Origin of the sequence: Haemophilus parainfluenzae (genome assembly GCF_900638025.1) — a bacterium.
GTDB classification, from domain to species: Bacteria; Pseudomonadota; Gammaproteobacteria; order Enterobacterales; family Pasteurellaceae; genus Haemophilus_D; species Haemophilus_D parainfluenzae_J.
In genome coordinates this window covers 1,620,420-1,645,322 of record NZ_LR134481.1, presented here as the reverse complement: position 1 = coordinate 1,645,322, position 24,903 = coordinate 1,620,420, and the positions used below count along the sequence as shown (strand labels likewise).

Genomic DNA, 24,903 nt, shown 5'->3' with positions numbered 1-24,903 from the left:
GAGTGAATAAAACATCTTAATTTATGACCGCACTTTAAAAGTGCGGTTATTTTTTTGATCATTTTTTGTTTTAAGGTGTTGATAAATTTTAGAAACATATTTCGAAAGTCTTTTAGAGTTTAGGTTTTTTATCAAATAGCGTAGAATGGACATATAAAAATAAGGAGATTTAACATGCAACAAAAAATTCAACAAGCATTAGCAAACTCGCCACTTTCAAATGCAATTTTTTCTGCGTTAGAAGAACAAGAATGGAAAGGCTTTTTACCGGCTGAAAAAGTGCGGTTAATTTGTGATGAATTTAAGCTTACGCCTGTTCAACTAGGTTTGGCACTTTTGCCCGTAGCGGCTTGTTATAGCCATACACCCATTTCAGAATTCCATGTTGGCGCGATTGCGATTGGTGAAAGTGGTGATTTTTACTTTGGTGCGAACCAGGAGTTTCAGGGTAGTAGCATGGCTCAAACCATCCATGCTGAACAAAGTGCGATTAGCCATGCATGGTTACGTAATGAACCTCGCATCACGGATATTGTGGTGAATTACACGCCTTGTGGTCACTGCCGTCAATTTATGAATGAGCTTTATCAAGCAGCAGATTTAAAGATCCATTTGCCACACAGCCAAAATAATCCACTTCCTCAATATTTACCCGATAGCTTTGGCCCGAAAGATCTAGGCGTTGATTTGCTTCTATTAAATAAAGAAGAACAAGGTTTCACTTTGACGACGGAAGATGAAGTGGCAAATAAAGCCATTTTAGGGGCAAATCGAGCACATTCACCTTATTCTAAAAGCCCTCATGGTGTAGGCATTTTATTTAAAAATGGGGAAATGATTTGTGGTCGATATGCAGAAAATGCAGCATTTAACCCAAGCTTACCCGCTATGCAAACCGCCATTAATTTTGCTTACTTAAATCAACTGGATGTATCGAAAATTGAGCGAGTGGTATTTGCAGAGAAACCGTTGTGTTTAAGTCACCGCAAGATGGCAGAGCAGTTATTGAAGAGCCTCTGCAAGGTAAAAATGGAATATATTAGCCTGTAAGTGCGGTCAAAAATAAATTAGTTTTTGAACTAAAAGAAAAGGCGAACAGAGATAATCTCTCATGTTCGCCTTTCTTTTTACTGATTTTATGCTAATTCAGCACGTAATTTTTTCGTGACATCAACCATCACTTTTAGTGCAGCAATCGTTTCTGGCCAACCGCGCGTTTTTAATCCACAGTCTGGGTTTACCCATAAACGTTCTTTCGGCACCACTTGTAATGCTTTGCGAAGAAGATGTTCAATTTCTTCTGCTGCAGGCACGCGAGGACTATGAATGTCATATACGCCAGGACCAATATCATTCGGGTATTTGAAATCACCAAATGCGGTGAGTAATTCCATGTCAGAACGCGAGGTTTCGATAGTGATGACATCGGCATCTAAGGCTGCAATAGCGGGTAGAATGTCGTTAAATTCGGAATAACACATGTGCGTATGAATTTGGGTATCATCTTTGCAACCCATTGAGCTTAAACGGAAGGCTTCGCCCGCCCATTTCAAATAAGCATCCCAATCTGCACGTTTTAACGGTAAACCTTCACGAATAGCCGGCTCATCAATTTGAATCACTTTGATACCTGCTTTTTCTAAATCTAACACTTCATCAGAAAGCGCTACCGCAATTTGTTTGCAGACTGTTTCACGAGAAATATCGTTACGCACGAAAGACCATTGTAAGATCGTGACTGGACCTGTCAGCATGCCTTTCATCACTTTATTGGTAAGGCTTTGGGCATATTGTGACCAACGTACCGTCATGGGTTCTGGACGAGTCACATCACCGTAAATCACAGGCGGTTTTACGCAACGAGAACCATAACTTTGTACCCAACCAAATTTGGTGAAAGCAAAACCATCGAGTAGTTCGCCGAAATATTCCACCATGTCGTTACGTTCTGCTTCGCCATGTACCAATACATCTAAGTCTAATTTTTCTTGCTCACGTACAACAAATTCAATTTCTTTTTTCATTGCAGTTTCGTAATCAGCTAAGCTGAGTTCGCCTTTTTTGAAGGCTGCACGAGCATGACGAATGGCAGTCGTTTGTGGGAAAGAACCAATATTCGTGGTGGGTAGAAGTGGTAAATTTAACCACGCATTTTGTAATTTAATGCGTTCCGCAAATGGCGATTTACGTTGATCAGCATTTTTCGGTAGATTTGCTAAACGTTCTGCCACACAAGTGCGGTGAATTTCACACGAGTTTTTACGCGCATCTGCAGCTGTTTGAGAGGCAGCTAATTCGGCTTGAACGGCTTCATGATCTTGTTCTAGTGCGGTCTTAATAATGCGTAATTCTTGAATTTTTTGTAACGTGAAAGCCAACCATTGATAAAGCTCAGGCTTATTTGCTTGGAGTTGCGTTTCAACTTCTAAATCATAAGGTGTATGGAGGAGAGAGCAGCTTGGCGCAATCCACAAACGATCACCTAATTTCGCTTTTAATGGTTCAACCACATCTAACACTTGATTCAAGTTTGCACGCCAAATATTACGGCCATCAATGATGCCTACAGATAAGATTTTGTCATAATCCGCGAAGGCAGCAAGTTGTTCTGGTGCGCGCACTAAATCGATATGTAAACCTGCTACAGGTAAGGCTTTTAACAAATCAGCGTGTTCTGCCACAGAGCCGAAATAAGTCGCAAGCAATAATTTCGCTTTCACTTGTTCAGCAAAAGTGGCGTAAACCGCTTTATAAGCAGAAATCCATTCTGCCGGTAAATCTAAAGTGAGAGCAGGTTCATCAATTTGAATGTATTCAACACCTTCTGCAGCTAATGCATTTAAGATTTCAACATAAACCGGCACGAGTTGTGTTAATAAATCAAAGCGATTAAATGCTGCACCTTTTTCTTTCCCTAACCAAAGGAAAGTGAGTGGACCAACGATAGTTGGTTTAACATCATACCCAAGCGCTTTAGCTTCACGGATTTGTGTCACATAATGAGTTGGATTTGCTTTAAATTGCGTTTCTTTATGGAATTCAGGAACAAGATAATGGTAGTTGGTATCGAACCATTTTGTCATTTCAATCGCAAATTGAGTTTTATTACCACGCGCTAATTGGAAATATTGATCGAGTGTTAAATTTTGGCTATCGAAACCAAAGCGAGTAGGAATCGCACCTGTTGCCACTTGTAAATCTAAAATATGATCGTAAAGTGTAAAATCAGCCACTGCGATAAAATCAGCATTTGCCTTGGCTTGGTGCTGCCAATTTAGTTCACGTAATCTTTTTGCAATATCTAATAAATCCGCTTCCTCAATTTCGCCACGCCAGTAACGCTCTTGAGCAAATTTAAGTTCACGCTTTGCGCCTACGCGCGGAAATCCTGCTAAATGAAATGTTGTCATAATTAATCCTTCTATTGTTTAGTTTAGACGTCTAAACGTCTTTTCATGTATAGAATGCAATAAAATAAAAGATTATACAACTTCATAATTTTCAGCATTTACATGAATAAAATTAATAAAAACTCTTTAAGGTTTCTAAAAAGGAGAAAGAAGACAAAAAATAACCGCACTTTAAAGCGCGGTTATAGAGAATTCTGAACAGTTTAGTTGAGATTATTCAACACCAACCATTACAGACGTTGCTTTGATAATCGCATATGCTTCTTTACCAACTGCTAAACCTAATTCTTTTACTGCATCGATAGAGATGGTAGAAGAAATGACATTACCGTTACCGATATCAATGTGTACGATTGCGTTCACAGAACCAGTTTCGATTGATTTTACAGTACCTTTAAGTTGGTTTCTTGCACTAATTTTCATTAAGCATTTCCTTATGTTTGAGTTAAAAAAGAGTAGGTATTATATAGATAAATATATAAGTTGAAAATACTACTTAATAGGTGATAAACCTTTTAAGATTTGCTCGGCATTTTCTTTACTTAACGCGTAACCGTAATATTTCTTATAGAAGGTTTGCGTTTTTTCTACCATGTTTAAATCTTTAAAGTGTTCAGGATGGAAGAGCAGAGCTGCCCAAAGAATTTGTAAGGCTTCTTCGGCACTATAGCGATCCCATGGAAACGTGCCGGTTGGATTGGCATAAATACGATTATTTTTGACCGCACTTATTGATTGCCATGCCGGATCACCTTTGATTTTATCTATCGCTGCTTGCGCTTTATTGCCGCTGCTGCCAATGATGATCACATCTGGATTGGCTTGAATAATGCTTTCTACGGTGACGGTCACCATATTCGCTTCATCCGGTAATACGCTTTTACCGCCGGCTAATTTAATCCATTCACCGATCATGGATTTTCCACCGTCAATCATCAATAAGTCAGAGCCTTTAGTGAGATGTAACACCGTAGGGCGCGCTTCATCTTTGAGACCTTTAAGACGATTTTCCACAAATTGAATATTGTCTTCTAATTCTTTGATATAGCTTTCTGCAATTTCAGGTGCTTTATCACCTAAAACTTCAGCGGTAATCCGTACGGTTTTCTTTAAACCATCAAAATCTTGGAAACTTACACGCACGCCTTTTAATCCCGCTTGTTCCACTTCAGTTAACATGGATTTTTTCGAGAGCAACACTGCATCTGGTTTATGACTTAACAGTTCTTCTGTTTGAATTGTTTCACCATTGGTTAATACTGGTACGTTTTTGATATTTGGATATACTTCGCTATACCAAGGATTGGCTGCGATAGATGTGGTCGTGCCAACCAGTTTATTGGCACCGCCTAATAGTAAGACAATTTGGTTATTGGCATGCCAAAGATCAGCAACGCGTTGAACGTTATCTGGTAATTCAATTTTATTACCTTCAACATCCGTCACGATTTTTGCTTGCAATGGTAGTGCAAAGCAGGCGGAAAGGGAAAGTGCAATTAAGCCTTTTTTCAGAGAATGTTTCAACATATGAATGTCCTTCTAGTGGGGTTATAAATGGGTAATCGCACAGATTTGTCGTTGCAGAGCAGGTACATCGACCAGGCGCAAATCTGTCTGATAAAGTGCTTTCAAGTTGGCTTCGGTAATGATTTCCGGTGCCAAACCTGTTTGTAACTTGCCATGCTCGTTTAAGATGCTTACTCGGCTGTGGGGCAGTGCGCTATGTAACAACATGGGATGATCGGGATTATGTGTTGTCATGATAATGGTAAAGCCTTGTAGTGAGAGCTCTTTTATTAGGCTTAAGGTTTTAAACACATTGCCGTAATCTAATGCCGAAGTAGGTTCATCAAACAAAATCAATTGGGGTTGTTGCACCAAAATACGCGCGAGATTAACCAGCTGCTTTTCACCGCCACTCATTTGCATATAAATTCTGTCAGCAAAATGACTGATGCCGAGTTTCTTTAAGGCTTCATCAACTAATGCAAAATCAGCTTCACTTGGCTTATCAAAAACACCTAAATGCGCAGCACGACCGAGTACCACATAATCACGCACGCGATATTGATAGGTTTGTGGGCTGTGTTGCGAGACATAAGCAATTTTTTGCGCAATTTGCTTGCTGCTCATTTCGCTTAATTTGCAATTATCCAGCAAAATCTGACCGCTCTTTGGTTTCAAAAGCCCAGCAATGCAATTTAATAAGGTTGATTTACCACGACCATTTGCACCAAGAATAGTCAGCAATTCGCCTTTCTGTAAGATTAAATCAATGCCGTTGAGTAGTGAATGTTCAACATTGTGCCAGTAATACAGATTGTCAATTTTAAGCATTAGTCCACCACCTTTTGTTTAATCAGTACCCAAGCAAAGAATGGCGCACCGATAAAGCCAGTGAGAATACCGAGAGGAATTTCTTGAATGTATAAATTGCGGGCAAGAGTGTCGATAACGAGCAAGAAAATCGCACCGATAAGTCCAGCTAGCGGTAAACTTTTGATATTGTTATCACCAATGAAAAGCCGTGCTAAATGCGGAATTACTAAACCAAGCCAACCAATTGTCCCGCTTAAGCAAACCGATGAAGCCGTCAGCAATGTGGCACAAATCACCATTAATCCACGCTCTAATCGAATATTTGTCCCAATTAATTTCGCCTCGCGATCGCCCAATGAAAGCACATTTATACGCCAACGCATTAAAAATAAGCCAAGGGTAGTAAGCAAAATAATAGGAGAAAGGATGAGCAAGTTGTCGTAGTTAGATTTGGTTAGGCTCCCTAATTGCCAATACACAATGTCAGCTAGCTGAGTTTCGGGATCGGCGAGGTATTTCAATAGGCCTAATGTTGCCATCATAAAACCTGAGACGATAATGCCGGAAAGCACTAAAACAATGGTGGAGTCACGCTGAATTAAACGCGGTAAATTCATGGTGAGCAAGACGGCAATCAAACCACCGACAAAAGCAAAGGCTTGAATGCCCAGCATCCCCGAACCGATTAAAATCGCTAATGCGGCACCAACACAGGCACCATTAGACACGCCTAAAATATCAGGTGAAACCAATGGATTGCGGAAAATACCTTGATACACAACACCCGCAATAGCCAATGAGGCACCGACAAGTATGGCAGCAATCACTCGGGGCAAACGAAGATTAAAAATAATGTTGTTTTGCACATCATTGACATTATTGCCAATCAGGCTTTGCACTACATCCTCAAACGGAATCGCAAAACGCCCGCAAGAGAGCGAACATAAAATGAGCCCAATAAGCAAGCAAAGTAAAAGGGGAAAGGTAAGGGAGGATTTGTTCATACACTCAAAATTCGTTATTTTTATAAGTATATAGCGATTATATTTTTTTGTATATAGCGAAATTTGAGTAAAAAAATAACCGCACTTATTGCGCGGTTACATTATTTTATAAGCATTTAGCCGGTTTTGGCAGACCCGCCAGTTTGGTTGCTTGCTTAGCTGGTCCGTCAGGGAAGAGTCGTTGCAAATAGCGACTATTACCTTTATCTGAGCCTAATTTTTCTGACATGGCTTTTACCAGCATTCGAATCGCAGGGGAGGTGTTATATTCTTGATAGAAATCACGCACAAAATAAATCACTTCCCAGTGAGCTTCGGCCAGTTCTATACCTTCTAACTGAGCGATATGTTTTGCTACATCCTCATTCCACTCTGCAATATTTAACAAATAGCCAAAGGCGTCGGTTTCGATTTGTTTTCCTTGCACGGTAATCATATTAATTTACTTCTTTAAAGCTGATCATTTCATTATCGGCGTAGTCGGACGTTTCTTCATCATCAAATTTCATTGGTTCGATGCGTTCTTCATCAAATGCGGTATCCCCTTCAATACCATCAAGTGATTGGCCATGTTTGATGCCTTTGAAATCGAAGAGTTTTGGGTCACATAAGTGTGACAACGTAATGTTTTGCATCGCGCTAAACATGGTTTCTAAGCGACCTGGATATTGACGGTCCCAAGTATTCAACATTTCTTTCACCACTTGACGTTGTAAATTAGGTTGAGAACCACATAAATTACAAGGGATAATTGGGAATTCTTTGGCTACGGCATATTTTTCAATATCTTTTTCTTTGCAATAAGCCAATGGACGAATCACGATTTGTTTGCCATCATCTGAAATCAATTTTGGAGGCATAGACTTTAATTTTCCACCGTAGAACATATTCAGAAATAGGGTAGCCAACATATCATCACGATGGTGTCCAAGTGCAATTTTGGTTGCACCAAGTTCTGTTGCTGTACGGTATAAAATACCACGGCGTAGGCGAGAGCAGAGAGAACACGTTGTTTTACCTTCCGGAATTTTCTCTTTCACGATGCCATAAGTATTTTCTTCAACGATTTTATAATCCACACCAATACTTTGCAGATATTCTGGTAAAACATGCTCAGGAAAACCTGGTTGTTTTTGGTCTAAATTGACCGCTACAATATCAAATTTAATCGGTGCACTTTGTTGTAAATTCAACAAAATATCAAGAAGTGTATAGCTGTCTTTACCACCAGAAAGACAAACCATTACTTTATCGCCCTCTTCAATCATGCCAAAATCAGCAATTGCATTGCCTACATTACGGCGAAGACGTTTTTGCAATTTATTGAAATTATAAGTCTGTTTTTTATCTAGAATTTGTTCTGTCATATTGATTTACTTTAGCTAATAAAAAAGCTCTGAATTAACTTCAGAGCTTATAAATTCTGTGGTGCCTAGGGTCAGTTTCTTCCTGTATTGATTTTTAAAGAGATTTTTGACTTCTGGCGTAATTTTGGCGTACTTGCTCTAAAACGTATTGGATAAAATATCCTTGTTTGAGCATTATTATATCATAGAAGTGAATTGTGCCAATGGTGGGATATTTGAAATGTTATTTGATGCGTTTGGCGTTAATTCTACACCAGCGAATAACTTCGCCAGCTATCCATCTCGGGTGTGATTTCTCTTTCAATCTAACGCCTTTTGGAAAGCTAGGCTGTTTTACGATAACGTTAGCAGTGTGTTGATAAGGGCAACCGACAAGAGCGGCCACATAATCAAGAGGGATTAAGTTCTGGCTTTTTTCGGTGAAAGCCGATACAGCCATAATCTTAATAGCTTCTGACATTTCTTTTTCTGCTTTATCTAATAGGGTTATTTTGTCCATAAAAACTCCAATAAAAAACCGCCCATAAGAGCGGTGGTTTGTTAATATTGTTGTGTCTGTTCGATGTGACAGACTTTGCCGTCACAGTCTTGATTAAGATTTAAGGTGTGCGCCATATACACCACAAATGCACACACGAGCGTAATGATTAATTTGTTCATTTTCTGTTCCTTTTGTCGGATTTTAGGTGTAGCAATCCGCCGCAGACTTAAAAAAGTGCGGTCGGATTTTGTGGTGTTTTACGCGTTAAAAGATATTTTTTTAATTTGCGTTAGTGATGGATTTTCTATTTGTTGTGCGAGCAGTTTTTCGCCCTCGTGTAAAAAATAAGAAAATTCACTAAGTAGGCTGTTTGCACGGCTGGTAAGCTCGTTGCTTCGGTAATGGCGAGCTATGCCGAGTAAAGCAAATTGTTTTTCTTGATAGTAAATAACTTTCTCTGCCAATTTTTGAGCCAGTTTTGCATGTTTCATAATGGCATCGAAAATATATTCAGGGATGATAACTTCTTCGCCTTTTTTGAATAAACCATCAAGATTTAGGGTAAGAAAGTGAATGTATTTAATGGCTTGAGAAAGTTGTTCTTGAGAAAGTTCATCAATGTGTTCGACGCCAAATTGTTGATGAATCAGTTGATAAACTTCAGAATAGATGAGCCCTTTTTTATTCACTAAGAAGCTGACGGCATTACGTAAGCCAGCGCGGTCATCAACGGCGGTTTTTTGCTGTGGTTGGTTTGCCTCTTTGTCTAAAACATCAAGTACCCATTTGCGGAAGTCTTTGGCGATTTTGGTGCGAGCAAACATTGCAATTAGGTGTGCGCCACGCAATGAGAAGATACGCACTTTTTGAAGTCCGCCTGCAGTTTGCATTTCCACAAGTGCGGTCATTTCTGGGGTAAATTCATCTGCGTTAGCGGTATAAAGTCTGCGAACACTACGATCGGCATCGGAATAATCTAACGCCTTGCCCAAATCACTTGCTGTTAAGAATGTTTGATTGTTTTGGTTGATAACCGAAAGGGTAGTATTTTGAAAAGTTAAAGTTGTCATACGCTTATTCTCTAAATTGAATTTAAATTCAATCATCACGAGCAACTGCGATTACTGGTGATGAACTAGGCAAGGTTCGCAGTCCTGGTGAATAAGCGGTTAAACTTCCAGTGGGCTTTCGCCCCCTTACCTAGCCCATCATTGACAACTTTTCAAAGGGGGGATCAAATCGATCCTACCTTGTTGAAAGGTTTTAATTTGCTAGATTTCGGCTATAAAAAAATCGCCATTAGGCGATCGTTACTACCGCCACTTATTCTTTCAGGACTGCGATCCCGACTTTCACCGATTACTCGGTTACTCGATAGGCTTTAGTCTAAAATAACAAGCGGTAATTTGTAAAGTTATTTTTGCGTAAGTTCAGCAAATTTTTGTTTTGCCACTCTCACAGCTGCTTCAAAGCGTTCAGGTTCGATAATACGGTAGAGTTCATCAAGTAACAACTGAGTAAATTCAGGCTCTTTCCCATATTTACTAATAATGCCGTGTTTCGTTTTTATTTCTTCTTTCAGTTGTTCCAGATTGGACAAACGAGCCTCTAACTCGCTAATTTCAAATTGATATTTTTCTTCAAAGTTGGCTTTGTGGATAGTTGGGATATGGTTTTTCTTGCGTTTGTATTTATCTTTTTTGACTTTTAATTGAGCCTTTGCTTGTTCAATCGCAAGGATAACATTATCGTACTCTTCACAACGTTCGAATGTTTTATCCCCCTTATATCCAAGATTGGGACGATAGACCGTATAGATCGCAGATTTGTTAATTGGGGTAGCGTGCATAGCAAATTGTTCAGGTGTCATTATCTACCTCGCAGATACAAAAAAAGCCACTTAATTGTGGCTATCGACTTTCTGTTGAAAGTGGGGGTATCTTAATCCGAAGTAATAGTGGTGTCAATAAAAAGCCCCGAATTTTTCGGGGCGGGTTTTTATGATTGATTTTTTGCTTTTTGGTAAGCTAAACGTGAAGCAAGCATAGCTTGACGTTTAAGTTCTTTTGCACTGGGTTTAGTTTCTGCCATTGCTTACTCCTTATAGTTTGGGGTTTTGATAATAAAACAATCAGAGTTTTCGCCTAGTTGCCCGATTGGTTGAAAGTCTATCATAAGTGGATGGCGATTGTCGCACATTTTTTGATACATTCGGCTCAATGAGGGGCGTTCAGCGATGAAAAAATAACATTCAGGTTGGTAAATTAAATAGTGCTTATAGAGCAATGTTTCAAGTTGTTCTTTTAAGTGCTGAATATCGGTTTTCTTTATCTGATGATTGATTGGTGGAGCGTATAGATCGATATTTGGATCGGTGCTTTCGTAGTATTCTTTCACACCAAATTTGACACTGTATGTGCTACGATTTTTTAATAGCGGTTCTAAGCGTTCATCTAAAGAAAAGAGGCTTTCAATCACATCATTATCCGATGAGAAATCAATAATATAATCAACATTTGCTACACGAAATTCAGCAAATTGATGAGGAATTGAATGATATTCAGATTCAATAAATAATTCTGCCATATTCCACGCTTTGGGTATAAAAAAACCTCTAAAAGAGGTTGTTGAAATTCGGAGTATCCTAATCCGAAGTTGGGGCGGTTGTCAATCATAATGAAATCCTCTCTACCTAGTGATATGATTATTGCGATCAAACTTTAATCTATATCACATAAATAAAGAGGATTTTACTATGAGTGAACCATTATCAACAGCTGCTACTAGTATTGCTGTAGCGGCTGGTAAAGAAATTACAGCAACTGCATCCAAGGGCATTGGGCAAACAGTAAGTGATATATGGTATGTCGTTTTTGGTGCAAAATGGGATGAAGAACGGCAGAAAAAACAAATAGAAGTTGCCAATAATGTTGACAAATTCAAAGAAGAAATCACAAATAAATCAACTAAAATTCTTGATGAAAATCGCATTGAGCCTGATGTTGAGGTAATTGGTTCTACACTAGAATCAGCTAAGTTTCGTATTAATAAGGATGAAATTAGAGATATGTTTTCCAATCTCATTGTATCTGCAATGGATAGTTCAAAAGCAAATGATATTCATCCATCATTTTCAGAAATGATAAAAATGCTTAGTCCGCTAGATGCTCAGAATTTGTATTATCTTTACCACAACAGGGATGAAACCATTTCAAGTGTTAGAGAAACTGACACAACTGGAGGATATACCGAGCATTTTAAGCATATTTTTTTGGGTAATCCCAAATGCCAAGATAATACTTTAATTGAACCGTCTATTGATAATCTTATTAGATTGAAACTAGTGGATGTTACATATGACGCCCAGAAAAATGACGAATCTCTTTATGAGAAACATAGAGGAAATAGCCTCATTCTAGAATTAAAGGCAAGAAGAACACAAGAAATACAGTCATATAAAGAGACTTTAAATTATCTCAATGGGGGCGGTATAATTCAAGGAGCTTCACAAGAGCACCAGGAACTAGTTATCGAAAATCTTAAAAAATTAAGCCAAGATACAACAATTGATATTCAAAAAGGCATCATACGCCTAACTGCTCTTGGCAGAAACTTCTGTAAGATCTGCTTATAATTTTCGCCCATCAATAATTTCTTTTACATCATCAGCATATTTTTTCATTATCTGATTTTGCTCGAAAAAGAATTTATCAAACCATTTTGTTACTTGTGCAATGGTAAACCAATGCACAAGTAACGAGACTATTAGTGCCATTATAGCTGAAGTTAATATTTCCATTATGCCATCCTTATTATTGTGTTACGATTTAAAAATTTTACTCGTTAAATCCTGCTATAGATTTTCATAAGCACCTCAAAACGGAATATCATCATTAAACCCATCTTGTTCAGCCATTGCACTTAATGGATCGGTTTTTTCTTTATCTTTGGTTGGCTGTTGCATCTCATTTCTTGCTTTACTGTCTAGCATTTCAAACGATTGTGTCGCTACTTTAAGTGCGGTGCGATTATTGCCGTTTTGATCTTGCCAACTTTCCTGTACCAGTTTTCCTGTTACGCAGATTTTTGAGCCTTTTTGAAGATATTGTCTTGCTACATCGGCAGAATTGCCGTGCACTACAATGGGTATCCAATGTGTGCGTTTAACTGTATTACCTTGTTTATCACGGTAATCATCGCCGATAGCAAGATTAAATGTTGCAATTTGACCGCCATTTTGGAATTGTCGGATTTCTGGATCACCACCTAAATGACCGATTAATATGACAGTATTGGTATTACGAGCCATAGTTTTTCCTTACATTAAATTAAGTAAATAATCGTTATACATTAGATTGTATTCATCAACGAGATCGGGGTGTTTTTCCTTTAACCAAACGATAGACTTATCGTAAATTTTACCGCACTCCTCTTTGGTTTTTCCTTTCAGCCTATCTTTAAGTTGCTCTATAATCGATTTGCTAGTTACATTAGCTTGAGTAGAGCTCATAGCCTGCGGGGTCGATTTGTTGGAGTTGTTTGGCCGCTCGGACTTTGGGGGCGATGACTGCTCACGCTTTCCCACGCTTGCCGCATCATCATCTTCTTGCGCCATAAATAACATTGCAGTTAAAGCGTAACGACGAGCATAAGTAATGGCCGCACCAACTTGCTGAGCATCGTTAGCTTGCTTAACTCCAGCCTTAACCAATGGATAACAACTCCGTAAAAACTGCCCGCTTTTATGAAATAGCGTTGTCACTAGTGTTGGCTCGTCATTTAGGACAGTAACAAGTTGCGTGATAACTAAATTATGTTCCGCGAGAATTGGGCGACAGGTATCAAGCACTTTGCTTAGTTCTGCGTATTTATAACCATAACCTTGTTTATCTTTGCTTAGATTTCCAAGCTGGCTAATCGCTTGAATAAGTTCAGGCATAAGCTCGCTTAAATTTGCACTTTGTAGCTCCATTTATCTTTCCTTATCTAATCGTCAGAATTTGACTATCAACCAATTTTGCACCAGGAATTTCTTCCCCTGCTTTTAATCGTGCTTTAATTTCGGTTTTATTTGCTGTGATTTTCACATTAACAAGGGTTTCATCGCAGTTGTTGGCGAGGAATAAATCTTCATCTAATTGCACCGCACTTTGCTTACTTTCACGGTAAGAAATGGTAAACAATGGACAGTTAATTTTTGCCGTGCCCGTTGCTTCCATATTGTGTTTGAGATAGTTTTTAATCTGCTCAATACCGTTTTGGCGCTGCTTTTTCATTGCCTGTAAGCGTTTAATTTCAGCGTCAATCACTTCAATATCACCCTCTGTATTTTTAATGACATAGACGACATTCTCCGCTTTTTTGTCAAAATCTTGCTGCACCGCATCTAATGCTTTGGCAATATCAGCGTTATCTACAAATTCAGGATTTTCGAGCAATTCTTTGATGTTTTCGAGTTGTTCGGTGATTTCGTAAAGTTTCATCGTAGCTCCTTAGAATGGTAGCTGGTTGTGTTGGATATATTCAATTTCAGCTTGTAATTCTTCTGGCGTAATTCGTTCTTGCCACAACCAATCTCGAATGGCATTTAACAATTCAGCCTTACTTTCTAGGCGTTCACCTGGTGTTTCTTCCATTTTTAACCTCTCCCATAACAATTGGATTGCCAATATTCACAATCAGCATCTTCAGGTTCACGCCAATCTTCTTCGGGTTCGTCTGGCTCATAGTTAGGCTCTTCAAATTGTGCGTAGTAGTCGTGGTCACTATCGCATAGCCAAGAAGATAGCGTTGTGCGTTTCATTGTTTTTCTCCTAAAGTGCGGTTAATTTCTGTTTGTTTTTGTTCTGTATAAGCTAGAGTCTCTCGTTTAGCTGGCTCTGTTAGATTTGGCTGATATTGCCCATATTCAGCAATCCATTGCACTCTCGCTTTTTCTCGTTCGAGTGGGGTAGGTTCACTTGCAAAACAATAGGAGATTCCGCCAATTAAAAAAGCAAGAACAAGGGCGATGACTGTTTTACAAAGAAAGGGGATAGCTTCGGCCAATACATCAGTAAACTTTTCCATTTTTTTGTTTCCTTTTTAGTCGATTTCGTGAATTTCGGGTGTAAAAATCCGCCACACAATTTTCTAAGGCGAAAAGTGCGGTCGGATTTTGTGGTGTTTTACGCGTTAAAAGATAATTTTTTAATTTGCGTTAGTGATGGATTTTCTATTTGTTGTGCGAGCAGTTTTTCGCCCTCGTGTAAAAAATAAGAAAATTCACTAAGTAGGCTATTTGCACGGCTGGTAAGCTCGTTACTTCGGTAATGGCGAGCTATGCCGAGTAAAGCAAATTGTTTTTCTTGATAGCAAATAACTTTCTCTGCCAGTTTTTGAGCCAGTTTTGCATGCTTCATAATGGCATCGAAAATATATTCAGGGATGATAACTTCTTCGCCTTTTTTAAATAAACCATCAAGATTTAGGGTAAGAAAGTGAATGTATTTAATGGCTTGAGAAAGTTGTTCCTGAGAAAGTTCATCAATGTGTTCGACGCCAAATTGTTGATGAATCAGTTGATAAACTTCAGAATAGATGAGCCCTTTTTTATTCACTAAGAAGCTGACGGCATTACGTAAGCCAGCGCGGTCATCAACGGCGGTTTTTTGTTGTGGTTGAAGTTGATATTTTCCTGTTTTACGAATCTGCGGGAGAACTTCTTTAGTTATCCAACGTTTTACTTTTTTGGCCTGCTCTAATTTTGAACTCAAGACTAATGAATACATTCCGCTTTCATTCACGAAGAGAACTTGAGCACGTTTATTGATAGTATTCACGATCTCGCGTTTTGCTAGGTCGTCAGAATCAACGTGTTTTCTTAATGCGTCATGTGGATTTTTATATTGCAACAATTCTGCAAGCTGAGTTGCTCTAAAAAAGATTTCATTGTTTTCTACAATGGTTTGAACAGGAGTGTTTTCAAAATTGAAAATTGTAAGATTTGACATTTTGTAATCCTTTTTGCTATTTGTTTGTTTAAACAAGCCACTTTCGACAGTGGCGTCGGGAGGTTCGAAAACCCTGCAAAAAGGAAAGGGCTGGACTTATTTCCCGAAGGTATTGTATTAGTCGCCCTCCCGACATAGTCAGGATTACGGATATAAAAAAATCGCCATGTGGCGATCAGTTGAACTATCCGCCTTTTTGCATTAGGTTTCGACACCTTAGACGCATAGTAATATAAGAATTTGGGGTTGTAAAGCGAAATTATTTTTTAATTGCTTCTGACAAAACGTGAAAGAGCGTTGGGTAAAACTGCTCAACACGCTGACGAATTTCACGCATTTGTTCGAGGTTTAAGTGCGGTAATCTTTCGATAATTTGCTGTTGTAAATTCATTCGTTCAGTTTCTTGCGTTTCGCGCACGTCACTAATCAATTTATTCAACGCAGCTTCTTCGGTAAGGTTATGACTTTTGGCGTATTGTTTAATCCATTCTTGATGTTCTTTTTTTATCTTCATTTTGGTCCCCGCTAAGTACAAAAAAAGCCACTTAATTGTGGCTACTGACTTTCTGTTGAAAGTGCGGTTATCTTATCCGTTGATGGCGGTTTTTGTCAATAATCTTTTTATTCTTCGACAATGATGGTACTAAATGTCGCCTGTTCAATCTTTCCTGCACGACGTTTTACCATTCCACTTAGCTTGATGGTGTTAATATCTTTTACTCGGTCGATAATTTCATTCACACCTTCATCGCCTAACATATCGCTATCGATGTTGGCGGTAAAGGTTTCGCCTTGTAAAGTGCGAGCAAAGATAGTGATTTTCCCTTCTTGCCGTTTTACGCCGTCAATGTATAAATCAATGGCATCAGGGGTGGTTTTTGCTTTTTCTTGGCTATTGAGCTCATCAACTATTTTTGTGATTTGCTGTTTGTCTAATTTAGTTTCCGCATTATTACTGGAAATTGTAATATTTTCCGCATCACTTGCTGCACGCACGACTTCGCTGTAAGCTTTTTCAGTATGTTCTTCAATAGATTGAATAGATTGTTTAAAGCGTGAATTGGTACTGTGGTTTGCCACGTCTTTAATGGTGGTTAGAATAGTTGTTAGTTTTTGGGCTTCGATGTTTTCAGTGGCTTGTTTCTCTGTCAATTGAATTTGAGCAAGCTCAATATCTTTTTGGCTTTCAACCCATTTCATACCAACTACTGCACCGCCAATACAAATGGCCAGCGTGGTGTAAGTAAAGATTTTTTGTTTACCTGTCATACCGTTTGTTAGTCCCATAAAACATTTGCGCATTTCTTTAAATAAATCTTTGAGATCGGCGATGATTTCTGTGCAACCTTCGTTGATGGTGAAAGTGATTTCCAGTGCATCTTTTTCTTCTTGGGTAAGCTGAGTAATGTGTGGTTTACCTGTTTTAATTTCAGCATAAGTACGCCAGATTTCATTTTGGAATTCACAAATCGCTTTGCAGATAGCGTAGTTGATACTGCCATTATAACGCAGTGGATCGCCTTGAATTTTGATTTTTACCTGTTTTAGAAAATCAAATTCAACCTTTTCAAAATCAATCTGATCACGAATTTTTAGCGTTTGAATAAAATCCGATAATTCGTCAACATTTTCAATTTTCCACATAAACATTCCTTGAATTTTGGGTATAAAAAAAGCCGTTGGAGACGGCTTGAAAGTGGGGGTATCTTAATCCGAAGTGTGGGCGGTGTCAATGTGAATTTCACAAACTAAATTACGTTAATAAAAAAATCCCCTAGAGCCAGCTATAAGCAACTAGGGGTATAACCAATCTTAAAGGAGATATTTTTTATTATGCTATTGCTGTAACCAGCTAGAGCCGCTCTCGATCCATTTAATTTTCAAGAAGACTGGGCGATTCCATTCGCACGGTGAAAGCGGCTTTAGCTGGTGGCTCTTTCGGGATTTGAACCCATTTCGTTTTTCCAAAAGTCAGCATTAACTAATTTTATATTAGTGTTTTTAACGGTGTCGGTTTCCACAACCAACTCAACAAAGAGACATTAAATACCTTTCTTTATACTTGCAAGGCTCAAGTCCCTATTGATAGTCACAACAATGAGGAATATAATATTTTTAGTCACAACAACCACTTATGAGGTAATCATTATGCTTAAAAAGACTGCTGACAAATTAGCTTTAATTATGACTAGAGATGTATTAAGAACATCATCTGAGCATTACAGAAATCTAAATCAATTCACTGCAGATGAAATCGCTGAATTTATTTCTACGCTTTCAAAAAATCTACAGGAAATTATTTCTGACGAAGTAACAAGTGCGGAAGTTATTAACGCTCATAGAGGTCAATAAACTTAATTGCCAAACAAAGTGCTTCCGCTAACTCACTAGGCGTTAAGCTGGTATTTTTAGCCGCGCTTTCTAATACAGCCCATTTGATTTTCTCTTTATCATTTGGGCTTATTTTTTTCTTTTCTTCCATTTTTTAACCTCGTTTGTTTTATGTTTGCCATTTCAAAGCACACTTCTCTCTATCATTCGCAACGGTTTCACGTGCCGTTGTGTCTCTGTACTTCAAATGTGCTTTAGAATGGCGCCCCATACAAGATTCTAACTTGTAACCTATCGCTTAGAAGACAATTGCTCTATACGATTGAGCTAATAGGGCGTAAGTAACCAGTCCGTGGGCTTGTTTGCCATTTCCCCGACTGAACTCGTATCCTCTAAGGGATTGCTTAAAGATATAAACAGCGCTGCCATTGACCTGCCAACCACATCACTTCGGTTAAACACGCAGTACAGTTTTCTGCTCTGGGGTTACTCGACTTTAATCAGCCGATAATTTATATCCCGCACGAGACCAAGTTTTTAAAGAGCTTTGAGATTGTGTATCTCGTTTTGATGAGATTGATTTTAAGTTATCTTAAATACATAAGCAATAAAAATTTAAGATTTTTTATTATTTTATTTAAGAAAACTTAACTGCATAAACAAAAAGCCACTTTGTGGCTTTGATTTATGCGTATTTTTGAGTGTATTGAAGTGCGGTTTGGAGAGAATTCAGAAAGGATGTCACATATTGTGGATTATTTTGCAGCCAGTTTTCGTATAGTGACTTATTTTTGATAAGATGCTGGATTTCTGGAGATTGATACCATTTCTTAAATAGCTTTCTAAGCGGAGGCTTTTCTTTTACTACATCGGATTCTCTATATTCATTAATGACTTGAACTAAATCAAATTTTTCCCCTGTATTAATATCTAACCTTGTTGTGATATCTAATGAAGCGCGCAATGAGATGATCGTTGATCTGGGGATTTCGTTTATTTCCCAGAATGGATCTTCCTCATCTTTATTTAGTAAGTATTCGAACAGTAGTTGATCGGGAGGGAGTTCTGTTGGTAAGCATACTACATTTGTATTGTTGATCAGGTCTTCATCTGTGCGATTATCTCCATCAAGAATAATAAGTGATTTTTTCGTAAACTCTGGAATATTATATTTGATAAATTGTTTGTAGTTTTTACAGCCTATATGTATTTCGTCAAGTATATTAAGTTGTTTTTCAATGATACTATCTTTACATAATTTATGTAAAAAATCTCTTGCCTCTTGATCTTCTGTGTAAACATTTATGCCTTTTGGTGATGAAAGATATTCGTCTGGAATGCAGTCTTTTATATCCGCTTTCATTTTATCTATATCTGAAAGCAGTTTTATTCTTCCATACGCATTTGTTAGATAATGAACCTTGAAATTATTTTCTTGATCTTTCCTTTTACTTGATTTGTAAAGTCGCTCCATTATCTCAATGGAATGAGATGTAATAATTACCTGTAATTGTAGTTCTTTCGAGTATTTTTCTAGTAAGTCAAGTAGTCTAATTTGTGCCGCGCAGAAAAGAGCTGAATCTAGTTCATCAATTAAAATAATCCCCCCTTTATAATTATCTCCCATGTCCTGTTTTAACTTCTTAAATGAGTAAATTGCTTGTAATATCTGGCCAACGTTATCTTCTCCCACTGATACTGATTGATGATCATAACTGTCAGAATGAGCGACAATAGAATTTACTATACCCAAGGTTGTAGTTACTTGAGAAGATCTTTTGGCAAGTATATTGTTATTATCTTTCAAAAAATCTTTGATGTTGTCCTGAATAAATTTTTCATTTTCTTTTTCTTCATATTTTCTTTCTGAAATAGGAAACATTCTTTTCAATCCAAGATAAATTACTGGGTGAGTTACCGCTCTGTCAGTATCTTGGTTATTTCTAAGTCTAGAACGTGGAACCAGCTGCCCATTTTTATTCGTCTCTTGAGTTAGGCGTAACTGTAATTTATCTAGATAAAGCTGATTAATTGCATCATAGACTTCAATGTTAATATCCATTGTGCCTGTAAGATCATACTTTTCAGATAATCTAAAATGTTCCGTTGCATAGGATATAAACTTTTTCCCTGTTAATGTTTTATAGGAAATATTTAAGAATTTTCCTTTCTCATCTAATTGAGAGTAATCTTTATTAAAAGAAAAACATTGTGCAATAATCCCCAGTATTGTTGATTTACAAGTTCCATTTCTGCCAGCGATTAATGTAATGTTATCCGCAATAGATAAGTCAATTTCTTTTAACCCGCGGAATGATTTTATATATATTCTTTTTATCTTAGTGAGAGCTTTATCTTTTATCTCTTTAGGAATTATTATTTCCTCTTGAATTGGTGGGGCATATTCATTTATTTCATTCAATAATATTTTAGGAATTTTTCGTTTCTTTATAACTTTTATCGTTGAATCTTTTCTTTGTCTATTAGAAGTTAAACTCAATGTTTTCATTTTTTCAATCATCCCCTTGCCCATAACTTATCTCTTTCTTCTGTAAATTCGATGCTCCACCATCGTTCCTATAATTGATATTTGTTGCTTTAAGCTAGACATTTTAGGGTAATCTGAATTTAAAGGAATTAATTCAAATTGAGTTCGACCATATTCATCTATTTCTAGGGGGCGATATTTTTTAAAGGTTGCTTCATAATCTCCATTAATTGCAACGACAAATTCTCCTGCAACAGGTTGCACCAGTGGATCAATAATAATGACATCTTCCTCTTTAAATTCAGGCTCCATAGAATCCCCAATTATAGAAAGCGCAAAAGCATTTTCAGAAACATCAAGATCTGTAAAGACATAATCAAAATCACCACAACTTTCTTTAAGAGATGATATTCCCGACCATTTTCCAGCCTGAATATAGCTAATTAAGGGGATTTTATTTCCACCAATGCTTGCTGGTAATACATTTGACTGCCCATTACCACGCAATAACCAGCTAATATCACATTGCAATACGGTTGATAAGTCTAAGATATTTTCAGAATTTGGCTTTGTGGTATCTGATTCCCATTGGGATATTGCCACATTTGAGACACCTTTAATTGCATTAGCTAACTCTTTTTGTGTCAGTTTTAACTCTGTTCTTCTACGCTTAATGCGCTCTCCAATTGTTTCATTGTTCATTAATTACTCCTTGTTTGTTAAGCAATCTTAACCTTTATTGCATTAAGATTCCTTTGATGATAATATTTAAAGTAATCTTAAATTACATTTAAGGAATCTTATGTTTAAAGATGATGTTATTAAATTCTTTGGCAACTCTAGAAAACTTGCCAGAGTTTTGAATATTAGTCCTGCCGCAGTTTCCCAATGGGGAAAGGTAATCCCTGAAAAAAATGCATATAAATTGCAATACTTAACTAAGGGTAAGTTAAAAGTCGATTCAGATCTTTATTCAAAAGCTTGAAAAAAGTCTAAATCTTCCACGAAAAAAGAAAACCATAAAAATAAGGCAAAAATTATGGAAATGAAGAAAGTTATTATCGAAATGATTGATCGGATTCCTGGGGGGAGAAGTGCGGTAGCAGGATTCCTAGGTTTTACCGAAAGTGAATTAAAGAATCGCCTTTATCAAATAAAAGGCCAACGATTCAAAAACGAAGAATTGATCGCACTTCAGCTTGAGTATAGATGCACTGATTTTATCGATGAGCTTTGCCGTACCGCTGGTGGTCGTTTTGTACCTGATGTGGCAGAGAATGAATTAGACAAGGTTGAGCTTGCCAATTTACAACTTCACGAGCTTTCTGCGCGTGGTTTATTGTTTGCTGTATTAGAAAAGGCATTAGAAGACGGTGAAATCACCTCGAAAGAAGAAGACAAAATACGTCAAGCATTGAGTAAACATTTGGTAGCGACGCAACATTCGATTGAATGTGCGATTGTGTTACACAAGAAATAAAAAACCACGGTGTCCGCCGTGGTTAATTTATTAAGGAATATACTGATGGAGCAATTATTACCAATTACAAACGAAAATGCAAGCACTTTTACGCAGAAAAGCGCTTTAACTGCTTACGTCTTGGCTCTCGTATCTACGACGCTTAAAAAACGTGTGGCCCAATATTGGTTAGAGGCGTGATATGGAAAGATTATTCTCACCCGAATTTGTAGCTAGCTTAGACGACAGAGAAAAAATCCTAGCGTACGAGGCAGTTAAAAGAGAGCTAAGAGAGCGAAATACAAGCCAAGAAGAATACGACAGAGTAACAGATCAAGCGATTGAGGAATTGGAAATATGAGTATGAGATTAATGGTTCAAGCTATGAATTGTAAGGTTGGCAATCCTGCTAGAAAACTTGTGCTTTTAAAACTAGCTGATAATGCCAATGATGATGGAATTTGTTTTCCTAGTTATCAATACATTGCCGATAAATGCGAAATGTCAAAACGTAGTGCGATTAGTCACATTGATGATTTAATCAAAATGGGATTGGTCACCAAAAAAGCGCGAAAAAATAAAGATGGTTCAAGTGCAAATTTATATCTTTTACACCTTGAGCAAGGTAGTGAAAATTCTGCACTAGGGGGTGAAAAATTTGCACTGGGTAGTGAAAATTCTGCACTAGGGGGTAGTGAAAATTCTGCACCCATAACCAGTCACTCTTTTAACCTATCAATTAACCATGTATCTGACGATGAAAATTCTGCTAACGCAGAACACACGGAAGTCGGGGGTGCGGACAAGCCGCACACTGACAAAAAACAAAATTCAATCAAAGTGAATTATTCAGCAGTAGCAGAAACATACAACGACTTGGTTAAAGAATTAAATTCAAATCTACCACTAATCGCAAATCCATCACAGTTAAGTGATAAACGCAAGAAAGCGATTAAGAAACTAGCTCAAGTGTTTATTAAACGATTTGAAATTGACAACGATGTAGAGTCCTCGCTCGGTGAGTACATCAAGGACTTCTTACAGTCCGCCCCGAGTTTCTACTTTGGCGAAAATAATCGAGGCTGGAAAGCAGATTTTGAATACATTTTGAGAGAGTCAACACTGGATAAAGTTTTAGAGGGGAATTTGTAATGGTAACGCAGGATAATAACTACAACCTAGAATACGGACTAATCAGCTCAATGCTAGCGACAGGATTAACCGCTCAAGCTCGTGAAGTGATTAGTTGGTTAGAACCTGAAATGTTCTCAATCTACAATCTAGGTGCTTTATACGCAAACATTCGTAAACAAGCCCGTAAACACGATTTAATCGACTTCTTGCTGTTATCACAAGACTATGGCGAAAACCTAGCAACGTTGGCCGAAATGGCAAACGGTGCGACTTACGGTGGAAACCTTTTAGGTTATGCGAAAAAAATCCATTCTTCTTGGGTAAACCGTTCAGCTCAACAAACTATGCTTAAACTTGCCGGCGAGATGTCGCAAGCTAGCAACGAAAGCCAAGTGAACGAGTTAACTCAAAAAGCGTTAAACCAAATTCAAAAACTCCTTGTCAGTAAAACAGAGATTAAGCCTGTGGTAATGGGCGAATTAATGGGTTCTTACATCGATGTGCTAGAAAAACGCTCAAAAAGCGATTTTAAAGAGCGTTTACTTTACACAGGCATTGAAGCGGTGGATAACATTCTAGGCGGTATTGATTCTACCGACATAGTTGTGGTGGCAGGTCGTCCTGGTACAGGTAAAACAGAATTCAGTCTAACACTTACACGAAACATCGCTAAAAACAACGGTTCAGTATTATTTTTCAGTCTTGAAATGGGTAACTTCCAATTAATCGACCGCTTGTTAAGTGCAACGGGTGGCGTAGGTGTTAAGAAGCTCCGCAATCCACAAGACTTAGATGATTTAGATTACAACCTCTTAACCAATGCGATCACCGATCTTCGTGAGCAAAAAATCTATTTCGTTGACCGTGGTGGTTTATCAGCAGATGAAATCTGTGCGATTACAGAACGACATGTTAGCGATGTAGGCAATCTTTCTGCGATTGTGATTGATTATTTAGGCTTAATGAGCCACAAGCAAGAAAAGAACATCAACTTAACACAAGCTATCTCAAATTCAATGAGCAAGCTTAAAACGTTTAGCAAGAATTTCAATATCCCGATTATTTTACTTTGCCAACTTAACCGTGATGTAGATAGCCGTGCAGTAAAACGCCCAGTAAACTCTGATTTAAGAGATTCGGGCTCAATTGAACAAGATGCCAGTCAAATCATTATGCTTTACCGTGAGGGCGCTTATAAGGCTGATACAGATAATCCATATTCAGAGGCCATTATCACTAAAAACCGTTTCGGTGAATTAGGCACTGCCTATATGAGATTTGATAAAGGTCATTTTGTTGATTGCGATCAGGCAAAAGCCTATCAAGACTTAAACGAAAAACCGCAACAAGCACAAAAAAGCTATGCGAAAAGTTACGGGAAAGGGGTGATTCAGTAATGGACAAGAAACAATTCTTTCTACGCTCAAACCAAGTGCGGTTGAACTGCATTGAATTCATCAAAGAACTACCAACGGACGACAAAAATCCGTTGGTGGTAAAAATCCAACCAATGACACGCTCACTTGAACAGAACAGTAAATTACACGCACTACTAAGCGATATATCCAAACAGTGCGAATTCAACGGTAAAAAGCGAGACATAGACACTTGGAAAATGATTATGGTATCAGCCCATAAAATCGCAACAGGTGGACAAGCTGAAATGGTAATCGGGCTTGAGGGTGAAGTAATCAATCTGCGAGAAAGCACTGCTCAAATGAGCGTAAAGCGATTGGCGAGTCTTATCGAATATACAACCGCTTGGGGCGTTGAGAACGGCGTTAAATTTAACGATACGTGGAGATTTTAAATGAGAGAAGAAATAGCCTTAGCAGTAGTTCTCTTTGTGGTTGCGTTTGTGATTATTTGTTTTATTGAGGGCGCGGACGATGAATGAGAAAGAATTGAAAATTTTAAT

Annotated in this window: 33 protein-coding genes and 1 tRNA gene; 8 read left to right on the top strand and 26 right to left on the bottom strand. The window is 37.9% G+C overall.

All coding sequences use genetic code 11. From position 1 onward, the window contains the following. The first annotated feature begins 174 nt into the window (after positions 1–174). Positions 175–1,050, top strand: coding sequence for a cytidine deaminase (gene cdd / locus EL215_RS08295; protein ID WP_126471446.1), 876 nt, complete (start codon positions 175–177; stop codon positions 1,048–1,050). Between the two features lie 86 nt (positions 1,051–1,136). Here cdd and metE read toward each other — a convergent pair whose 3' ends face one another. The 12 genes from metE to EL215_RS08235 all read right to left on the bottom strand — a co-directional run bounded on the left by metE (position 1,137) and on the right by EL215_RS08235 (position 11,167). After that, positions 1,137–3,410: a 5-methyltetrahydropteroyltriglutamate--homocysteine S-methyltransferase gene (metE, locus tag EL215_RS08290; protein WP_126471444.1), complete on the bottom strand. Its 2,274-nt coding sequence runs from the start codon at positions 3,408–3,410 to the stop codon at positions 1,137–1,139. A gap of 213 nt (positions 3,411–3,623) precedes the next feature. After that, positions 3,624–3,833: a TOBE domain-containing protein gene (locus EL215_RS08285; protein WP_007525241.1), complete on the bottom strand. Its 210-nt coding sequence runs from the start codon at positions 3,831–3,833 to the stop codon at positions 3,624–3,626. A gap of 69 nt (positions 3,834–3,902) precedes the next feature. Further along, a complete protein-coding gene (locus EL215_RS08280; RefSeq protein WP_126471442.1) occupies positions 3,903–4,937 on the bottom strand; it encodes an ABC transporter substrate-binding protein in 1,035 nt (344 codons plus the stop codon). A 21-nt stretch (positions 4,938–4,958) separates the two neighbouring features. Then, complete coding sequence (locus EL215_RS08275) at positions 4,959–5,747, bottom strand: ABC transporter ATP-binding protein (protein WP_049358055.1); 789 nt, start codon at positions 5,745–5,747, stop codon at positions 4,959–4,961. Continuing rightward, positions 5,747–6,733 (bottom strand): FecCD family ABC transporter permease, encoded by a 987-nt coding sequence (locus EL215_RS08270; protein ID WP_126471440.1) that lies wholly within the window; start codon positions 6,731–6,733, stop codon positions 5,747–5,749. Before EL215_RS08270 ends, EL215_RS08275 begins: the two co-directional genes overlap by 1 nt. Before the next feature lie 106 nt (positions 6,734–6,839). After that, positions 6,840–7,169 carry a TusE/DsrC/DsvC family sulfur relay protein gene (locus EL215_RS08265; RefSeq protein WP_049358053.1) on the bottom strand — a complete coding sequence of 110 codons (330 nt, stop codon included), beginning with the start codon at positions 7,167–7,169 and terminating at the stop codon, positions 6,840–6,842. Position 7,170: 1 nt separating this feature from the next. Beyond that, positions 7,171–8,100, bottom strand: a complete 930-nt coding sequence (ttcA, locus tag EL215_RS08260) for a tRNA 2-thiocytidine(32) synthetase TtcA (RefSeq protein WP_126471438.1) — start codon at positions 8,098–8,100, stop codon at positions 7,171–7,173. Between the two features lie 223 nt (positions 8,101–8,323). Then, positions 8,324–8,599, bottom strand: a complete 276-nt coding sequence (locus EL215_RS08255; RefSeq protein WP_164757077.1) for a hypothetical protein — start codon at positions 8,597–8,599, stop codon at positions 8,324–8,326. Between the two features lie 239 nt (positions 8,600–8,838). Then, a complete protein-coding gene (locus tag EL215_RS08250) occupies positions 8,839–9,651 on the bottom strand; it encodes a BRO-N domain-containing protein (RefSeq protein ID WP_126471436.1) in 813 nt (270 codons plus the stop codon). A 344-nt stretch (positions 9,652–9,995) separates the two neighbouring features. After that, positions 9,996–10,451, bottom strand: coding sequence for a hypothetical protein (locus EL215_RS08245; protein ID WP_126471434.1), 456 nt, complete (start codon positions 10,449–10,451; stop codon positions 9,996–9,998). Positions 10,452–10,579: 128 nt separating this feature from the next. Then, positions 10,580–10,672 (bottom strand): hypothetical protein, encoded by a 93-nt coding sequence (locus EL215_RS08240; protein WP_005656638.1) that lies wholly within the window; start codon positions 10,670–10,672, stop codon positions 10,580–10,582. Positions 10,673–10,675: 3 nt separating this feature from the next. Next, positions 10,676–11,167, bottom strand: a complete 492-nt coding sequence (locus EL215_RS08235; protein ID WP_126471432.1) for a helicase — start codon at positions 11,165–11,167, stop codon at positions 10,676–10,678. A 169-nt stretch (positions 11,168–11,336) separates the two neighbouring features. Between EL215_RS08235 and EL215_RS08230 the strand changes: the two genes are divergently transcribed. Next, positions 11,337–12,215: a DUF4393 domain-containing protein gene (locus EL215_RS08230; RefSeq protein ID WP_126471430.1), complete on the top strand. Its 879-nt coding sequence runs from the start codon at positions 11,337–11,339 to the stop codon at positions 12,213–12,215. Here EL215_RS08230 and EL215_RS10300 read toward each other — a convergent pair. The 10 genes from EL215_RS10300 to EL215_RS08195 form a co-directional block, all read right to left on the bottom strand. Next, complete coding sequence (locus tag EL215_RS10300; protein WP_164757076.1) at positions 12,210–12,380, bottom strand: hypothetical protein; 171 nt, start codon at positions 12,378–12,380, stop codon at positions 12,210–12,212. The two genes, EL215_RS08230 and EL215_RS10300, sit on opposite strands and share 6 nt — an antisense overlap. A 75-nt stretch (positions 12,381–12,455) precedes the next feature. Further along, the gene (locus EL215_RS08225; protein ID WP_126471428.1) at positions 12,456–12,890 is read right to left on the bottom strand and encodes a single-stranded DNA-binding protein; all 435 of its coding nucleotides are present in this window, start codon (positions 12,888–12,890) and stop codon (positions 12,456–12,458) included. A gap of 9 nt (positions 12,891–12,899) precedes the next feature. Continuing rightward, a complete protein-coding gene (locus EL215_RS08220) occupies positions 12,900–13,553 on the bottom strand; it encodes an ERF family protein (RefSeq protein WP_126471426.1) in 654 nt (217 codons plus the stop codon). A 10-nt stretch (positions 13,554–13,563) separates the two neighbouring features. Then, complete coding sequence (locus EL215_RS08215; protein WP_126471424.1) at positions 13,564–14,064, bottom strand: siphovirus Gp157 family protein; 501 nt, start codon at positions 14,062–14,064, stop codon at positions 13,564–13,566. Between the two features lie 9 nt (positions 14,065–14,073). Beyond that, positions 14,074–14,217 carry a hypothetical protein gene (locus EL215_RS10295; protein WP_164757075.1) on the bottom strand — a complete coding sequence of 48 codons (144 nt, stop codon included), beginning with the start codon at positions 14,215–14,217 and terminating at the stop codon, positions 14,074–14,076. A gap of 2 nt (positions 14,218–14,219) precedes the next feature. Beyond that, positions 14,220–14,384, bottom strand: a complete 165-nt coding sequence (locus EL215_RS10290) for a hypothetical protein (RefSeq protein WP_164757074.1) — start codon at positions 14,382–14,384, stop codon at positions 14,220–14,222. Beyond that, a complete protein-coding gene (locus EL215_RS08210; protein WP_126471422.1) occupies positions 14,381–14,650 on the bottom strand; it encodes a hypothetical protein in 270 nt (89 codons plus the stop codon). Before EL215_RS08210 ends, EL215_RS10290 begins: the two co-directional genes overlap by 4 nt. 98 nt (positions 14,651–14,748) lie before the next feature. Further along, positions 14,749–15,573: a BRO-N domain-containing protein gene (locus EL215_RS10400; protein ID WP_232013304.1), complete on the bottom strand. Its 825-nt coding sequence runs from the start codon at positions 15,571–15,573 to the stop codon at positions 14,749–14,751. A gap of 259 nt (positions 15,574–15,832) precedes the next feature. Continuing rightward, a complete protein-coding gene (locus EL215_RS08200; RefSeq protein WP_126471420.1) occupies positions 15,833–16,087 on the bottom strand; it encodes a hypothetical protein in 255 nt (84 codons plus the stop codon). Between the two features lie 107 nt (positions 16,088–16,194). Beyond that, the gene (locus EL215_RS08195) at positions 16,195–17,217 is read right to left on the bottom strand and encodes a hypothetical protein (RefSeq protein ID WP_126471418.1); all 1,023 of its coding nucleotides are present in this window, start codon (positions 17,215–17,217) and stop codon (positions 16,195–16,197) included. A gap of 504 nt (positions 17,218–17,721) precedes the next feature. On the opposite strand from EL215_RS08195, the gene EL215_RS08190 reads away from it, so the two are divergent. Then, entirely contained in the window at positions 17,722–17,925 is a 204-nt protein-coding gene (locus tag EL215_RS08190) for a hypothetical protein (protein ID WP_126471416.1), read from the top strand. On the opposite strand, the gene EL215_RS10285 is transcribed toward EL215_RS08190, so the two are convergent. The 4 genes from EL215_RS10285 to EL215_RS08175 all read right to left on the bottom strand — a co-directional run bounded on the left by EL215_RS10285 (position 17,903) and on the right by EL215_RS08175 (position 21,094). After that, a complete protein-coding gene (locus EL215_RS10285; protein ID WP_164757073.1) occupies positions 17,903–18,055 on the bottom strand; it encodes a hypothetical protein in 153 nt (50 codons plus the stop codon). The genes EL215_RS08190 and EL215_RS10285 overlap by 23 nt on opposite strands. Positions 18,056–18,164: 109 nt before the next feature. Continuing rightward, a tRNA-Arg gene (locus tag EL215_RS08185) sits at positions 18,165–18,241 on the bottom strand. A gap of 348 nt (positions 18,242–18,589) precedes the next feature. Then, positions 18,590–20,437 carry an AAA family ATPase gene (locus EL215_RS08180; protein ID WP_126471414.1) on the bottom strand — a complete coding sequence of 616 codons (1,848 nt, stop codon included), beginning with the start codon at positions 20,435–20,437 and terminating at the stop codon, positions 18,590–18,592. A gap of 3 nt (positions 20,438–20,440) precedes the next feature. Further along, complete coding sequence (locus tag EL215_RS08175; protein WP_126471412.1) at positions 20,441–21,094, bottom strand: LexA family protein; 654 nt, start codon at positions 21,092–21,094, stop codon at positions 20,441–20,443. Positions 21,095–21,194: 100 nt separating this feature from the next. Between EL215_RS08175 and EL215_RS08170 the strand changes: the two genes are divergently transcribed. The 5 genes from EL215_RS08170 (at position 21,195) to EL215_RS08150 (ending at position 24,795) form a co-directional block, all read left to right on the top strand. After that, positions 21,195–21,377 (top strand): Cro/CI family transcriptional regulator, encoded by a 183-nt coding sequence (locus EL215_RS08170; RefSeq protein WP_126471410.1) that lies wholly within the window; start codon positions 21,195–21,197, stop codon positions 21,375–21,377. Between the two features lie 54 nt (positions 21,378–21,431). Beyond that, positions 21,432–21,872, top strand: a complete 441-nt coding sequence (locus EL215_RS08165) for a YmfL family putative regulatory protein (RefSeq protein WP_126471408.1) — start codon at positions 21,432–21,434, stop codon at positions 21,870–21,872. 336 nt (positions 21,873–22,208) lie between these two features. After that, positions 22,209–23,003, top strand: coding sequence for a helix-turn-helix domain-containing protein (locus tag EL215_RS10395; RefSeq protein ID WP_126471406.1), 795 nt, complete (start codon positions 22,209–22,211; stop codon positions 23,001–23,003). Then, the gene (locus EL215_RS08155) at positions 23,003–24,382 is read left to right on the top strand and encodes a replicative DNA helicase (protein ID WP_126471404.1); all 1,380 of its coding nucleotides are present in this window, start codon (positions 23,003–23,005) and stop codon (positions 24,380–24,382) included. The genes EL215_RS10395 and EL215_RS08155 overlap by 1 nt, the downstream gene beginning before the upstream one ends. Continuing rightward, complete coding sequence (locus EL215_RS08150; protein WP_126471402.1) at positions 24,382–24,795, top strand: recombination protein NinB; 414 nt, start codon at positions 24,382–24,384, stop codon at positions 24,793–24,795. Before EL215_RS08155 ends, EL215_RS08150 begins: the two co-directional genes overlap by 1 nt. Positions 24,796–24,903 lie beyond the last annotated feature (108 nt).